Below are 16,332 nucleotides of genomic sequence, written 5' to 3'. Positions count from 1 at the left end.
TGGGCAAGTCGTGCAGCAATATAGACCAAATCGTTCTACAATCTCTATTGAATTGTAACGTAAAGTGGGCTTCTTTGTCAAACAATCTATGCTATATTGTTTGGCAATCGCTATTCCATGGCTTGATGATAGTATTCAAGTGACAAAATAGCTGGGAAAGTATCGTGCAACAGCACTGTACCAATTGCCCTGTCAAGATTCCCACGTTGACCAATAAATGCACCAATATGGGGGTGAAACATGCGCATGACACAAACTCATTCTTTTATCAAAAAAAGATAAAGAAAATTCGTTCTTGCACATTTTTCTGTAAATTTGTGGAATGAAGATAGGTGTATTTTGCTCGGCAAACAACACGATTGATGCCGACTTTTTTGCAGAAACAGAGGCCTTAGGCGCATGGATTGGCTCGCAAGGCCATGCGATTGTCTATGGAGGTTGTAATTGTGGGCTTATGGAATGCGTCGGGAAAGCGGTGCATTTGCATGGCGGACAGACCATAGGAGTTATTCCTCGCATCATCGAACAAGGTGGAAGAGTGAGCGATTACGTAGATATCAACATTGCTTGTGACAATCTCAGCGACCGCAAAGACTTGATTTTGCTAAAGAGTGATGTGCTCATTGCCTTGCCAGGAGGCATTGGAACACTCGACGAAGTGTTTACCGTGGCTGCCAGTAAAACGATTGGTTATCACCAAAAACGTGTCATCCTTTATAACATGAAGGGCTTTTTCAATCCGTTGATTAAATTACTTGACGACTTACAAGCCCAACAAATGATACGTGGAAAATGGCAAGACTATATCCAAACGGCAAGCAACTTAACCGACATCGCCACGCTTTTGCAAGATATGGGGTAACGAAAAAACAGCTAAATGGTTAGAAAGTGCCGATTACATCGACATTTTTTGGCCGAATGCTTCACTCACATAGTTATAAATGTCTTGGCAACATGCGGCTGAAAAAGCTTGTGCATAGCCTATCAAAGCATCCCATTGCGCAGCCGATAGCCCTTCTTCTATTTGGTGCAATGTGATATGCTCTTTCAGCAAACCATAGATAATGCCTGCATTAAAGTTATCTCCTGCACCAATGGTGCTCACGGGTTGCAACGGCGGAACCTCGTAATCTTTTTGGAATTGGGGTATAGCAAACACGGAAACGGGCTTGTTTCCACGCGTATAGATGAAGTTTTTACAATAGAATTTTATCTGATTTTGATAGACCTTTGCAGCATCTGTCTGCTTATAAAGCACCTCAAAATCTTCATGACTACCACGAACAATGGTTGATAGTTCGAGATTATCAATAAAATTAGGAGTAATTTTCATCACCTCATGCCGATGAGATGGGCGAAAATTAACATCATAATAAAGAATAGCCCCCTTTTGTTGGGCAAACTTTAAGAACTCATTTACCTCGGCATGTATGATAGGGTTCACCGCAAAGAATGAGCCAAAAAGCACGATATCATCGCGATTTATCTCAGGATAGGCCATCGAAAACGAATCATGGACATGGTCTTTATAAAACAAATAGTCTGCATTGTTCTCCTCATCTAAGAAAGCTAACGACAAATGGGATTGTCCTTCGGGCGAAATCTCCATTTTGGAAACGCCAACATGATTATCTTTTAGGAAATCAAGAATGTGACTTCCTACCCGATCATGCCCCACTTCGCCGATGAAATGGGTAGAAATCCCGGCTCTACTCAAAGAGACTATTGCATTAAGAGCCGAACCTCCAGGCACTGCATTCACAGGCTTATTGTTCTTAAAGATAATATCTAAAACTGTTTCTCCTATACCAATGACTTTACGCATATGCTTTTATGACTGATTGTTGGGTTGCAAATATAAGGGAATTCAGTAGAAAATACAAATTTTTAAGTAACTTTGCGCTATGAATTTATACAACACTTACACCCTTGGTAATGGGCTAAGAATCATCCATCTCCCCACTTCTTCACATGTTGTTTATTGCGGTTATGAAATCAATGTAGGCTCGCGCAATGAACAAATCCAACAATGGGGGTTAGCTCATTTCTGCGAACATGCAACCTTTAAGGGTACAAAACGGCGGCGTGCCTGGGCTATTAGCAATGCTTTAGAACGTGTGGGTGGCGATTTAAATGCATTTACCAACAAAGAGGATACGGTGTTTCATGCGGCCATTCTCAAAGAACATACGCCACAAGCCATTGATCTTTTGACCGACATGGTATTTCATTCGGTCTACCCTGAGAATGAACTCGACAAGGAAATTGATGTGATATGCGATGAAATCGAGAGTTATAATGATTCGCCTGCAGATTTGATTTATGATGAATTTGAGAATATTTTGTTCGGCGAACACCCCTTAGGGCATAACATCTTAGGCTCACTATTAACGGTAAAATCGTTTAATAGCGACAGTGCTCGCAAGTTTACTGCAAAATATTATCGCCCAGAAAACAGCATATTCTTTATCTCGGGCGACATCAATTTTCAACATGTTGTAAAGTTATTAGAGCAAGCTACAAGCGATTTTCCTATTGCTAAGCCCATTATTCACCCAACAGTTCAGAAGCCTTTACAGCACTACTCTCCCCGCGGGATTGAGCAAGAAAGAGGGACACATCAAGCTCATGTGATGTTAGGACATCGGAGTTATAGCATTCATCAAGAAGAGAGAATGAGCCTTTACCTTTTAAACAACATATTAGGTGGGCCTGGAATGACCTCAAGACTCAATCAAAGTTTGCGCGAGAAGCATGGTTTGGTCTACACCATTGAGAGTACCATGGTGAACTATGATGATGCAGGTTTATGGGCGATTTACTTCGGCTGCGATCACGAAGACTTATGTAAATGTATGCGTTTAGCCAAGAGGGAACTCCAGAAAATGATTGACAAACCTTTGACAGAACGACAACTTGCCGCAGCGAAACGGCAGTTAAAGGGACAAATAGGTATTGCTTGTGACAACAAAGAGAACTTTGCTTTAGATTTTGGAAAGAGCTATTTGCATTATGGTTGGGAGCGTGATATCACCTCACTTTATCGCCATATTGATGCTGTTACGCCCGAAAGTATCCAGACGGTAGCAGAAGAAATCATGCAGGAGCGACAACTCACAACACTCATCTATAAATAGTTTTTCCACCATTTGCTATCCGTTCTTTCGGATATACACATAGAAAAAGGAGGAGAACAGCAAGTCTGTTCTCCTCCTTTTGATGTGAATTATAATAAAAAATACAATTATTCGTGGCGTTCTCCCTCACGACGTGGACGACGATCTGGGCGTGGACGACGTTCACGCTCAACGTAACCTTCGGGCTTTTCCATCAACACACGGCGCGAGAGTTTATATTTTCCCGTCTTAGGATCAATATCCATGAGCTTCACTCTAATCTTATCTCCTTCCTTAATACCTGCTTCTTCGACGCTTTCAAGGCGTTTCCAATCGATTTCTGAGATATGAAGTAAGCCGTCTTTTCCAGGAAGAATTTCAACAAAGCAGCCGTAAGGCATCACGCTACGCACGGTACCTTCGTAGATTTCGCCAATCTCTGGGATAGCTACGATGCCTTTAATCTTGGCAATAGCGGCCTCAATGCTATCCTTGTTGGGTGCAGAAACGGTGATATGTCCTTTGCCATCAGTCTCATCAATGGTGATAACTGTGTTGGTTTCTTCCTGCATCTGCTGAATAATCTTACCACCAGGGCCAATGACTGCGCCAATAAATTCCTTAGGAATATCAAAGGCTTCAATACGTGGAACTTGTGGTTTCAACTCTGCACGCGGTTCAGAAATGGTCTCAAGCATGCAGTTTAAGATATGCTCGCGACCTGCTTTGGCCTGCATTAATGCCTGCTCTAAAATCTCAAACGAGAGGCCATCACATTTAATATCCATCTGAGTAGCGGTAAGACCATCACGTGTTCCGGTGGTTTTGAAGTCCATATCGCCCAAGTGATCCTCATCACCAAGGATGTCACTCAAGATAGCATACTTCTCTTCTCCTGGGTTTTTGATGAGTCCCATCGCAATACCACTCACAGGTTTCTTCATCGGAACGCCCGCATCCATCAATGCTAAAGTGCCCGCACAAACAGTAGCCATCGACGAAGAACCATTGGATTCGAGGATTTGGCTCACCAAACGAACGGTGTAAGGATAATCGGTTGGGATCTGACCCTTAAGACCTCGCCATGCCAAATGGCCGTGACCAATCTCTCTACGACCTACTCCTCGCTGTGCTTTTGCTTCACCTGTTGAGAAAGGAGGGAAGTTATAATGGAGCAAGAAGCGCTGATAGCTCTTCTCTAACACGTCATCTACGAGCTTTTCATCTAACTTTGTGCCGAGCGTACAAGTAGAGAGTGACATCGTTTCTCCACGTTGGAAGATAGCACTTCCATGGGGCATGGGCAGAGAAGACACTTCACACCAGATGGGACGAATATCAGTTGTTTGACGACCATCTAAGCGTTTACCCTCGTCAAGAATGCATCTACGCATAGCATCACGCAATACATCCTCATAATAACGAGTGGCCTCAGCATGCTTCTCTTCAAGCTCTTCTTCCTTCAAATCAGCATGTTCAGCATCATATTTCTCTAAAAAGTCGGCTAAAATCTTATCAAATGCATCGTGACGAGCCTGCTTTTCCAATGCTTGTTTATTCACATCATAAGCTGGTTGATAAAGCTCTGTCTTAATTTGTTGTCGCAAATCCTCATCATTAACTTCATGATCGTATTCGCGTTTCACATCTTTACCAAGTTCCTTTGACAATTCATCTTGCAACGTACACATGGGTTTGATGGCCTCGGCTGCAGCTTTCAGCGCTTCAATCAGCTCTTGTTCAGAGACCTCATTCATCTCACCTTCCACCATCATGATATTATCTTTGGTAGCACCTACCATCAAATCCATATCGGCTTCGGCCATTTGCTGGAATGTGGGGTTAATGACATATTCACCATGAATGCGTGCCACACGAACCTCAGATATGGTGTGTTCAAAAGGAATGTCAGAGCAAGCCATTGCTGCAGAAGCAGCAAAACCAGCCAAAGCATCGGGTTGATCTACTCCGTCTGCAGAGAGTAACATCACTTGCACATACACTTCTGCGTGATAGTTTGAAGGGAAAAGAGGGCGAAGGGCACGGTCTATGAGACGCGATGTCAGGATTTCACTGTCGCTTGCTTTACCTTCACGTTTCGTAAAACCTCCAGGGAAACGACCCGCAGAACTATATTGTTCGCGGTAATCCACTTGTAAAGGCATAAAATCTGTACCCGGAACGGCATCTTTTGCTGCACAAACAGTCGCGAGAAGTACTGTGTTGCCCATACGTAAAACTGCGGCACCATCGGCCTGTTTTGCAACTTTTCCGGTCTCAATTGTGATGGTTCTCCCATCAGGCAATTGAACTTTTTTTGTAATAACGTTCATCTAAAATTTATTGTTTATCTTTACATCTATATAATAATGTGGCGCAAAGTTACCCATTATAAATGAAACAAAAGAATGTTAACCTTATTATTTCATGATTTTTACAACGAACTACACAAAAAAGTAGCCATCTCCACGATGGTGGAAATGGCTCTTCATCACATAGTTAATCCTATTCTACAAATCTTAATTTCAATTAGTCGCTTGAAATCTTTTTCCTTAAAAATGCTAAACCTATCGTATATATAACTCTCTGAATGTTAATTCCGCTGCAAAGATACGTGCTTTCATAAAGTCAACAACAGGGAAAAGCCTAAACTGATGGGGGATTTTTCCTATTCGTGCGTAGGGAAAAGAAAAATATCTCATTTTTTTTATTACTTTTGTAGCATGAATAGCTTATACAATATGCTCCTCGTTGCTTTAGGGGGCGCAGCAGGATCGATTCTCCGTTGGTATCTTCCTCGCGTGCTATTGAGCAATAGTTGCCGCACACTTCCTTGGGGGACAGCTCTCATCAACATATCAGGTTGTCTTTTGATAGGATTCCTTTGTGGACTATTTGCACGCCATCACGACCTGAACGGCGCATTAAAACCATTCCTCATAGTGGGCTTCTGTGGTGGTTTCACCACATTTTCAACCTTCTGTAACGAAAGTCTTGCTTTGCTCCGCCAGCAACAATTCTTAGCCATGGCGTGCTATGTGAGTGGCAGTGTGTTCCTCGGTCTACTCGCAGTCTATGGTGGTATACAAGCAGCAAAATGGATTTAAATAATCAATTATTTATTTTGTCAAATCCATTTATTGCATTAAATTTGCACCAACAACCTAAAAAAGAACTATTAAATGAAGATAAAGCAACACTTCTTTATGGCCGCTGTGGCCATGGCTATCACCGCTTTGACAGCTTGTAACAACAAGAAATTCCACATAGAAGGTGAGATTTCGCAAGCACAAGACTCGATGTTGTATTTCGAAAACATGAGCTTAAATGGCCCTATTATCGTTGACTCTACGAAATTAAATGCCGATGGGCACTTCAATTTCAGTGGCGAAGCGGCACAAGCACCAGAATTTTATCGATTGAGAATTGCCGGACAGATCATTAATTTAGCGGTGGATTCAACAGAGTCGATTACCATCAAGGCGGCCTATCCCACCATGTCGCGCCAATATGAAGTAACAGGAAGTGAAGAATGTAAGCAAATTCAAACACTTTCTATTCTACAACAAAACTTGCAAAGTCGCATCAACGACATCGCAAAGAATCCTAATCTTGGAATCGATGCCGTTGAAGATAGTGTTACCAGCCTCGTTGAAAACTATAAAAACAACATTAAGTTGAATTATATTTTCAAGGCTCCTATGCGCGCTTATGCTTACTTTGCATTGTTCCAAACCATAGTGTTGGGCAACAATGAACTGCTCATCTTCAACCCTCGTAATAGCAAAGAAGACAACAAAGTCTATGCGGCTGTAGCTACAAGTTGGGACACCTTCTATCCCAAAGCCGAACGCGGTGTGAACTTGCATAACATTGCTATTCAGGGGATGAAGGATGCACGCATCTTACAAGCAGAACAACAACCTGCACAAATCGACCCCAACAAGGTGAAAGTGAGTGGCATCATCGACATCGCACTCACTGACAATCATGGTAAAGTGCGTCGACTATCCGACCTCACGGGGAAGGTTGTACTCTTAGATTTCCATTTGTTTGCTGCCGACCAAAGCCCGAAACGCATCATGATGTTGCGTGATCTCTACAACAAATATCATGCACGCGGCTTAGAAATCTATCAAGTGTCCATCGATCCTGATGAGCATTTCTGGAAAACACAAACCGAAGCACTGCCTTGGATTAGCGTAAGAGACGACGCAGGTGCACAATCTCCCGTTTTAGCCCAATACAATGTGCAGTCGATTCCCACGTTCTTCCTCATCGGAAAAGATAACACGCTGAAATTGCGCAACACGCAAATAAAAGATATTAATGCAGCCATTCAAAGCTTACTTTAAGGATTTGCAAACGCTTTTTCAATAAAGAAACAACCATATCATGCGCTGACAGGCTCTGCCTGCCAGCGCTTTTTGATACTCATACAGCCAATCGCTCAAAGTAATGCTGCATAGGCGGCACAATCATGTTCGATAAATTGACCTACAATATGGTGCTGATTACCCTACAAAACAGGCCTTTTTACAGGACAAATAGCACCATTTTGCATAGAAATCTCTACCTTATTACTTTTTCATAGCAACCAAGTGGCAAGATAAATAAGGACGACAAAGAAGCAAGTACTCCCATTGACGAAACGATTTGAACACTATGACAGGGCCTTTCAAGCCATGTTGCAGACCATTAGCAAACAATTGGGTAGACCAACACTCCCCAGGGGGGCGATAAAGATATAAATAATAGCTTTACAAACCGTTTGAAACCGCAAATATCACCTTTTTAGTGAATAAACATTAAATGTTGATTGCAACAATGCGTAGGAACTACTACGAAGTTGTTCTAAGACTAAAGAAGGCGTAAAACAAAGTGCCATAAAGGATAAATAAAAAATGAAAAAGAACGACACGAAAATAAAACGAAGTCCCGCAAGCTGGGTCCCCACACTCTATTTCGCCATGGGCATGCCCTTTGTAGTGCTCAACATGGTGTGCACCTTGATGTATAAAGGTATGGGAGTTTCCGACAAACAGATTGCATTCTGGACATCTTTAATTATATTCCCCTGGACACTCAAACCCTTGTGGAGTCCCTTTTTAGAGATGTATAAAAGCAAAAAATTCTTTGTGGTAACGACACAACTGCTCACCGGCGTGCTGTTTGCATTGATAGCGTTCGCATTACATCTGCCCACCTTCTTCGCAATCACCATTGCTTTGCTTGCCATGATTGCCTTTAGTGGCGCAACCCACGACATTGCTGCCGACGGAACCTACATGTCGGTGTTATCAAATGAGGAGCAAGCGCGCTGGATTGGTTGGCAAGGGGCATTCTATAACATTGCAAAGATTGCAGCCACCGGAGGCTTGGTTTATTTGGCCGGTCTCTTCATTCAGCGTTTTGGGGTCACGCAAGCGTGGATGTTAGTGATGCTCATCATCGCTGTTTTGATGATTTCGATTGGCATTTATCATTATTTTATGCTGCCGCAAGCCCACGAAAAGGCACAAGAGAAAAAGCTATCTTTACAGCAGACCTGGGACGAATTGGCTAAAGTGTTCTTGGAATTTTTCAAAAAGCCACACATCGTTTATTACATTTGTTTCATCATCCTCTATCGCTTTGCCGAAGGTTTTGTGATGAAAATTGTGCCTTTGTTTCTCAAAGCGCCTCGCGAAATGCAAGGCTTGGGACTGAGTGAGCAAGAGATTGGATTGTGTTATGGCACCTTTGGTGCGGCAGCCTTTGTCATTGGCTCTATTCTTGCAGGCTATTACATCGCATGGCGCGGTCTGAAAAAAAGTCTGTTCTCCTTGGCTTTGGTGTTTAATATCCCCTTCGTGGCCTACACCCTTTTGGCTTATTATCAGCCCCACAGCCTGCTACTCATTGGTGGGGGCATTGTGTTGGAGTATTTTGGTTATGGATTTGGCTTCGTGGGATTAACGCTTTTCATGATGCAACAAGTGGCTCGTGGAAAGCATCAAATGGCACATTATGCGTTTGCCAGCGGTTTAATGAACCTCGGTGTGTTGCTTCCGGGCATGGCGAGTGGGCTCTTTAGCGATGCATTGGGCTACAAACACTTTTTCTTTTTTGTGTTGATTTGCACCATTCCTGCCTTGCTCATCACATGGTTTGTGCCCTTCACCTACCCTGAAAAAGGAGGTAAAGAAATCTCAGAAAAGGTCTGATGCTACGTTAAAGAGGCCCCTATAGTAGGCACTTGCAGCCAATTAGCTTTCGCTATCCATAGACTTACAATGTGCAGACGCGCTCCGTTCGTGGGTAAAAGAAGGATGGGGTTTTATCAATTTTAACGATTTGTTTCTCGGTTATCACTGTAAAAAGATGTACATTTGCAGTGTAACTACATAAAACAAATCGCAAAGGGCTTGCCCTATGCTGTTTCTTTGAGGTGTTTTCTATCATCTTTCGGGAGCAGATGATGCGAAAAACCTAACAGACATGAAGTTGCAAGAACAAGAATTTAAACAACTTTTTTGGGATTTATATCCTAACATTGCACACTATGCTGCGCGCTTAGTGCGTGAAAACGAGGTCGATGATCTTGTGCAAGAGGCATTTACTGACTTGTGGACACGTAAGAAAGAGTTCACTGACCAAAATCATGTAAAAGCTTATCTCTATCGAGTAGTCTACACCAAAGCTATCAATTTAATTAAACATCGCCAGGTAGAAACCGACTATGCGCGTGCCATGCAACAGATGGATCAACTGCGTTTAGCTTATTATCACCCTGAGAATGGAGACATCGGCGAATTGACCGCAACTGAAGAAATGCAGAAACAGCTTCATTTGGCCATTGAATCACTCCCTGAAAAATGTAGGAAAGTGTTTGAATTGAGCTATCTCCATGAGAAAAAGAAAAAAGAGATTGCAGTGCAATTGGCCATTTCGCCACGCACAGTTGAGGTGCATCTTTACAAGGCTCTTCGGGTGTTGCGCAAGAAATTACGAACGGCCTCCATCGCATGATAACATTTTTTATTAGTTAAGATTAAGTAATTCTCGCGTCACACTTGTTTATATAAGTACATCCTCCCACAGAAAAAATGGGAGAAACAGCCATAAGCTTTTTATATTCAACTTATATATCAAGTTTTGCAACGCATAGATTATCAATTAATCGCACGGTTCGTCACAGGTGAAATCAACACCTCTGATTTAGAACAGTTAATCCATTGGATGATGTTGTCTGAAGAAAATCGCCGACAAGTATTTTTGTTGGAACAAAGTTATCAGCAGCATCAACCCAATCCCTATGCTCATGCAGACAAGATAAAAAGTGCTCAGCATCGCCTATTCCAACACTTATCGCTCACAACCGAGACGGAAGGGGTGACGAATGTCCCAACATCTCATCTATGAGCACCACGATTCCTCTGTGCTAAAAAGTAGAAAGCCGAGCCGAATTCATGGCTAATTCACGCTGTAAAATACAACCTACATCAGAATTCTCCCCCGAAATATTTTGTATTTCTCACAAAATTATCTACCTTTGCATCCCGAACATATTAGTTCTCTCATTGGACTTGTAGCTCAGTTGGTTAGAGCAACAGACTCATAATCTGGAGGTCATAGGTTCAAGCCCTATCTGGTCCACTCTTTTCCTTATTCAGCATATTTTGAAAAGAATTACAATGTTCTTTCAAAATAGAAGTGGAATAATCTATCTTTAGCCGAGCTATTGCAACTTAAGATTATGATATGGATTGCATATTTGGATAGTAAAATATCCCTATCAGCAATTAGAGATACATCTTGAAAAGATATTTTTTGTAGTTTTCTCCCTGTTTTTTTATTTTAAACAGCCTTTTCTCATTCTTTTTTATTGCAATCTTCACTAAAAAAGAGTAATATTGCAACGACAAACTAAAACAATAAACGATATGATGAAACGCTATTTGATATGCCTTTTATTAGGCATGGTGTCGACTTCGATGTGGGCAAAGGTGAAACTGCCACACCTCATCAGTAATAATATGCTGTTACAACAACAGCAAAAAGTGCGCATATGGGGATGGGATAAGCCTGGAAAACAAGTTATTGTAGTGTCCTCATGGAACCAAAAGCGTTATACTACACGCACCAACATGCAAGGAGAATGGGAAGTAAAGATTGAAACGCCTCGTGGAAGCTACAAGACTTATACGCTTTCAATCAGTGATGGCGAAGAAGTTACGATTAAGAATGTGGCTATCGGCGAAGTGTGGGTGTGTGCAGGACAAAGCAATATGGAGATGCCTATGCACGGATTTGATCGCTGTCCCACGAAGAACTTTATGCAAGAGATGATGGCAGCAGACACCACGAGCGGCATTCGCTTTGTAAAAATCCCCAGCATCATGAGCACAACACCTTTGAATGATGCACCTTGTCAGTGGAAAGTTGTAAACCAAGCTACCCTACCCGACGTATCTGCCGTGGGCTATTTCTTTGCAAAGCCCTTGCAAAAAGCGCTCCATGTCCCTGTAGGGCTCATCCTATCCAACAAAGGAGGCTCGCGTGTTGAGAGCTGGTTAAATCGCGAATACTTAGAAAAGAACACACAAGAACCTTTAGATTCAAGCACTTTCGCCCAAAAGTTTAGGGTAGAATTCTACTATCCTATGCTCTGGGGGAATGGTACTTTCTCGCCTATTCTCAATTATTGTGTAAAAGGAATCCTGTATTACCAAGGCTGTTCTAACGTGGGTGACCCCGAAAATCAATATGCAACACGGCTCGCAGCCTTAGCAAAACAGTGGCGAGATGGCTTTCAGCAACCCGAACTTCCCTTCTATTATGTACAAATCACACCCTTTTGGTACAACAATGAGGAAGGGACAGCTGGTGCAAGGTTGCGTGAACAGCAGTTTAATGCACAACAACTTATTCCCCATAGCGGCTTGGTTTGCACGGATGACTTAGTGTATCCTTATGAAAAGAAACAGATTCACCCTGCCCAAAAACAGGAAATTGGTGAGCGATTAGCCCTACAAGCCTTGCATAAAACCTATGGAAGAGAAAATCTTTGGTGCGAGAGTCCATCCTTCCGTGATATGGAAATCAAAGGAGATTCTTGTTTTATTCGACTCAATAACGTCTATACGGGGCTCAGCAGCATGACTGATTTTCAAGGATTTGAAGTCGCAGGGGCAGACAAAGTGTTTCATAAAGCCGTGGCCATGAGTGCAAGAAAGAAAGGGAAAGAAACCATCCTGGTTATCTCTGATGAAGTAAAAGCACCCGTTGCAGTGCGTTATGCTTTCAAAAATTGGGGCTATGGCAACGTAAAAAATAGTGCTTTCCTACCACTATTCCCCTTCAGAACCGACAATTGGGAGTAGATTGTTCGCATCATTATAGCATGAAAGGAGCGAAGAGGCATATTGCCTTTTCGCTCCTTTTATGATGTCTTTTAGGGTTATTCCGACGATGAATCAAGCCTTTTGCAGCTTTTTCAAGATCCGTCTTGCGCAATCAACCAACACAACCCAGGCTCCTGCAAGAATAGCAGTGTCCTTAATCACTAAACGCCCTGCGCCAGATAGCAATGGGAAACCATGTTCACCACTCCCTAAATCGGGCACCCAACACTCTGGAGTTGTGATTAAGAAGGAGAGCGTTCCTATGGTCATAAGAATGACAAAAGTAGCTCCCACGATACCAACACGTGGGAACCAAATGCCCAAGAGCGTCAAAATGCCAAACGACATGATGAGTAAGCCTAAACCATGTGAGAACGTATAGGTGTTGTTTTCAGTGTGCCATGCCTTCTTTTTAGCATCAAACTCCCCTTCCTTCAACTTATAATCCTTATATTCTGGTGCCTTTTTCTCATAAAAGAAGTTCATAAACGGACTATTAGCCACAAAGGGAACGATACCTTCTGCTTCATAATTCCAGAACTTTAAACCGCCTATCCATATAAAAATAATAAAAATAGCAATTCGAATCGCATGTACACCCCATTGATTGGTAGACACGATTAACTGCAAACACGATTGTAAACGTGATGAAATTGTTTCCATAATCCTTTCTTTTTAAATTTTATAATAACTATATTTAATTCACAAATGTAGCCTAATAATAGACTGAATGCGAAGCCGCAAAAGTAATATCCTCTTTTTAAAAACAGAAATAAAATATATATAAAACACTTTTATTCACATATTTTCTAAACCTCTTTTGACCACAACAAGTAGCCTTTTAACCCTATATCTTAAAAAAGTAGAAAATATTTCTTTATAATAAGGTGAGAGAAAAAGTTTTCATTACTTTTGCGGCCTTAGATAACAAGAAGAGGAAAGCAACATGCAAGAGAACTTAGTCATTGTAGAAAGTCCAGCGAAAGCAAAAACAATAGAGAAATTTTTGGGTAAAGATTACAAGGTAATGTCGTCTTATGGACACATAAGAGACCTCAAAAAGAAAGAGATTAGCATTGACTCAGCCACCTTAGAACCCACTTATGAGATTCCCGACGAGAAGAAGAAACTGGTCAACGAGCTAAAGTCTAATGCTAAAAAAGCAAAGAAGATCTGGTTGGCCTCCGATGAAGACCGCGAGGGAGAGGCCATTTCTTGGCACCTTTGTGAAGTTCTTGGCTTGGACGAGAAAAAGACTAACCGCATTGTTTTCCACGAAATTACGAAATCAGCCATCTTAGATGCGATTCAACATCCGCGCCATTTGGATATGAATTTGGTTAATGCTCAGCAAGCACGGCGTGTACTCGACCGCTTAGTAGGCTTTAAACTTTCACCTGTTCTATGGCGAAAAGTTAAGCCAGCCCTTAGTGCTGGGCGTGTCCAAAGCGTAGCTGTTCGGCTCATTGTTGAACGCGAACGCGAGATACAAGCTTTTACTTCAGAGCCCTATTATCGCGTAACGGCCACATTTAGCATCGACAAGGCACAGAACAACAAAAATGAAATTAAGGCTGAACTCGATCGCCGTTTTGCCACACACGAAGAGGCTTTGGCCTTCTTAAACCAATGTAAAGAGGCTCAATTCACCGTTGCTGAGGTGACAAAAAAACCATTAAAGCGCACCCCCGCTCCACCTTTTACTACCTCAACGCTACAACAAGAAGCGGCAAGGAAATTAGGATTTACAGTGAGTCAGACCATGATGATAGCACAACACTTGTATGAAAATGGTCAAATCACTTATATGCGTACCGACTCTGTCAACCTTTCTCAGTTGGCTTTAGGCACAAGTAAGGAAGAAATCACAAAACTTTGGGGCGAGAAATACTGCAAAACGCGTAACTATCACACCCATTCCAAGGGAGCACAAGAGGCACACGAGGCCATTCGTCCTACTTATATGAGTGCACAAGAGATTGAAGGGACAGCTCAAGAGAAACGACTTTACGAATTAATTTGGAAACGAACTATCGCCTCACAGATGGCTGATGCACAAATAGATAAGACCACTGTTAATATTCATATTGATGGGGTTGATGCCCAATTTGTTGCAACAGGTGAAGTCATTACTTTTGATGGTTTCTTGAAAGTGTATCGTGAATCGACCGATGACGAGGAGAATCGCAATGAAGAAAGTGTGCATCAGCTCCCCATTCTACCCGTCGGAACCACCCTTTCTCGACAAGAAATCACTTCTACAGAGCGTTTTAGTATGGGACCTACCCGTTATACAGAGGCCAGTTTGGTACACAAGTTAGAGGAATTGGGCATTGGACGTCCATCAACCTATGCACCAACCATCTCTACTATCCAACAAAGACAATACGTACAAAAGGGCGATAAGAAAGGAGAAGAACGCAAATATGCAGTGGACATCCTACAAAATGAGGAGATTTCACACAGTGAGCGCACCGAAATAACTGGCAACGAGAAAGGTAAACTCCTACCTACAGATATCGGTATTGTGGTAAATGACTTCCTCATGGAGAATTTCCCCGACATTATGGACTACAACTTCACGGCACGGGTGGAGCAACAATTCGACCAAATCGCCGAGGGAAAAGAAGGCTGGAACATGATGATGAAAGACTTTGACAAGCATTTTGAGCCTATTGTCGATAAGGTAATGAATGCCCGTTCAGAGCATAAAGCTGGCGAACGTCTCTTAGGGAACGACCCAAAAACAGGCAAACCCGTCTTTGTAAAGATAGGAAGATTCGGTCCTGTGGTACAGATTGGCACTGCAGATGATGAAGAGAAACCACATTTTGCACAGCTCCCTGCCCAAAAAAGTATGGAGAATTTATCGTTAGAAGAGGCTTTAGAGCTTTTTAAACTACCACGCACCATTGGCTCTTTTGAAGATAGTGATGTAGTAATCGGCGCTGGAAGATTTGGTCCTTACATCATGCATGACAAGAAATATGTGTCGTTACCAAAATCAGAAGACCCTATGACAATTGGGCTTGAGCGTGCTATCGAGTTGATTTCTGCTAAGCGTGAGCAAGAGAAACAGCGCCATCTAAAAAGCTTTGACGAAGACACAAAGCTCGAAGTGCTCAATGGTCGTTATGGTCCCTACATCGCTTATGACGGCAAGAACTATCGCTTACCCAAGAACTTGCATGAGCAAGCTGGCGAATTATCCTATGAACAATGTATGGATATTGTCAAACATGCACCCGAACCTAAAGGCAGACGTCGCAAAACATGATGCGAATCATTCTCATAGGCTACATGGGAGCGGGGAAAACCACACTGGGAAAAGCACTCGCGAAGGCTCACAACATACCCTTCTATGATTTAGATTGGTATATAGAGTCACGCATGCGCAAAACAATCCCGCAAATCTTTGCCGAACAAGGAGAAGATGGTTTCCGACGTATTGAATACAATATGCTCCATGAAGTAGCCGAATTCGATGAGGTTGTTCTTAGCTGTGGTGGTGGCACTCCTTGCTTTTTTGACAACATAGATTATATGAATCAGCAGGGAGAAACAGTCTACTTAAAGGCTTCACCCGATGTGCTCTATACTCATTTGCAAATGGGAAAGAAACCACGTCCTCTATTGCATGAACAGGAACCCACTGCCATTCAAACCAAAATCCAATCACACTTGCTCGAGCGTGAACCCTATTATCGAAAAGCAAAACACATCTTTTCGGTAGACTTCTTAGACAATTTTGAAAAGATAAATAACTCGGTTAGGCAGCTAAGCAGTTTGCTTCATCTGCAACAACCCACATTCAACAAATAAAATTAATA

Annotated in this window: 13 protein-coding genes and 1 tRNA gene; 11 read left to right on the top strand and 3 right to left on the bottom strand. The window is 42.3% G+C overall.

Going from position 1 to position 16,332, the window contains the following annotated elements:
• Positions 1-322 precede the first annotated feature (322 nt).
• Entirely contained in the window at positions 323-862 is a 540-nt protein-coding gene (locus X919_RS0109430) for an LOG family protein (protein WP_028899900.1), read from the top strand.
• 33 nt (positions 863-895) lie between these two features.
• On the opposite strand, the gene X919_RS0109425 is transcribed toward X919_RS0109430, so the two are convergent.
• A complete protein-coding gene (locus tag X919_RS0109425) occupies positions 896-1,825 on the bottom strand; it encodes a PfkB family carbohydrate kinase (protein WP_028899899.1) in 930 nt (309 codons plus the stop codon).
• Between the two features lie 79 nt (positions 1,826-1,904).
• Here X919_RS0109425 and X919_RS0109420 point away from each other — a divergent pair, with 79 nt between their 5' ends.
• Complete coding sequence (locus tag X919_RS0109420; protein WP_028899898.1) at positions 1,905-3,137, top strand: M16 family metallopeptidase; 1,233 nt, start codon at positions 1,905-1,907, stop codon at positions 3,135-3,137.
• A 107-nt stretch (positions 3,138-3,244) separates the two neighbouring features.
• Here the strand turns inward: X919_RS0109420 and pnp are convergent, their stop codons facing one another.
• A complete protein-coding gene (gene pnp, locus X919_RS0109415; RefSeq protein WP_028899897.1) occupies positions 3,245-5,449 on the bottom strand; it encodes a polyribonucleotide nucleotidyltransferase in 2,205 nt (734 codons plus the stop codon).
• A 390-nt stretch (positions 5,450-5,839) separates the two neighbouring features.
• On the opposite strand from pnp, the gene crcB reads away from it, so the two are divergent.
• The 7 genes from crcB to X919_RS0109375 all read left to right on the top strand — a co-directional run bounded on the left by crcB (position 5,840) and on the right by X919_RS0109375 (position 12,481).
• Complete coding sequence (gene crcB, locus X919_RS0109410) at positions 5,840-6,223, top strand: fluoride efflux transporter CrcB (RefSeq protein WP_028899896.1); 384 nt, start codon at positions 5,840-5,842, stop codon at positions 6,221-6,223.
• Between the two features lie 75 nt (positions 6,224-6,298).
• Positions 6,299-7,471, top strand: a complete 1,173-nt coding sequence (locus X919_RS0109405; RefSeq protein ID WP_028899895.1) for a TlpA disulfide reductase family protein — start codon at positions 6,299-6,301, stop codon at positions 7,469-7,471.
• Between the two features lie 549 nt (positions 7,472-8,020).
• Positions 8,021-9,322: an MFS transporter gene (locus X919_RS0109400; protein ID WP_028899894.1), complete on the top strand. Its 1,302-nt coding sequence runs from the start codon at positions 8,021-8,023 to the stop codon at positions 9,320-9,322.
• 274 nt (positions 9,323-9,596) lie between these two features.
• Positions 9,597-10,127, top strand: coding sequence for an RNA polymerase sigma-70 factor (locus X919_RS0109395; RefSeq protein WP_028899893.1), 531 nt, complete (start codon positions 9,597-9,599; stop codon positions 10,125-10,127).
• A gap of 126 nt (positions 10,128-10,253) precedes the next feature.
• Positions 10,254-10,520: a hypothetical protein gene (locus X919_RS0109390; RefSeq protein WP_028899892.1), complete on the top strand. Its 267-nt coding sequence runs from the start codon at positions 10,254-10,256 to the stop codon at positions 10,518-10,520.
• Positions 10,521-10,680: 160 nt separating this feature from the next.
• Positions 10,681-10,754 (top strand) — tRNA-Ile (locus tag X919_RS0109385).
• Between the two features lie 287 nt (positions 10,755-11,041).
• The gene (locus X919_RS0109375) at positions 11,042-12,481 is read left to right on the top strand and encodes a sialate O-acetylesterase (RefSeq protein WP_028899891.1); all 1,440 of its coding nucleotides are present in this window, start codon (positions 11,042-11,044) and stop codon (positions 12,479-12,481) included.
• A 93-nt stretch (positions 12,482-12,574) separates the two neighbouring features.
• Here X919_RS0109375 and X919_RS0109370 read toward each other — a convergent pair whose 3' ends face one another.
• Complete coding sequence (locus tag X919_RS0109370; protein WP_028899890.1) at positions 12,575-13,165, bottom strand: DUF417 family protein; 591 nt, start codon at positions 13,163-13,165, stop codon at positions 12,575-12,577.
• A gap of 283 nt (positions 13,166-13,448) precedes the next feature.
• On the opposite strand from X919_RS0109370, the gene topA reads away from it, so the two are divergent.
• On the top strand, positions 13,449-15,779 hold the full coding sequence (gene topA / locus X919_RS0109365; protein ID WP_028899889.1) for a type I DNA topoisomerase: 2,331 nt from the start codon (positions 13,449-13,451) through the stop codon (positions 15,777-15,779).
• A complete protein-coding gene (locus tag X919_RS0109360) occupies positions 15,776-16,324 on the top strand; it encodes a shikimate kinase (RefSeq protein WP_028899888.1) in 549 nt (182 codons plus the stop codon). The genes topA and X919_RS0109360 overlap by 4 nt, the downstream gene beginning before the upstream one ends.
• The last annotated feature ends 8 nt before the right edge of the window (positions 16,325-16,332 follow it).

The sequence above is a fragment of the Prevotella sp. HJM029 genome (assembly GCF_000599605.1).
GTDB lineage: Bacteria > Bacteroidota > Bacteroidia > Bacteroidales > Bacteroidaceae > Prevotella.
This window is presented reverse-complemented; position numbering and strand designations above follow the sequence as displayed.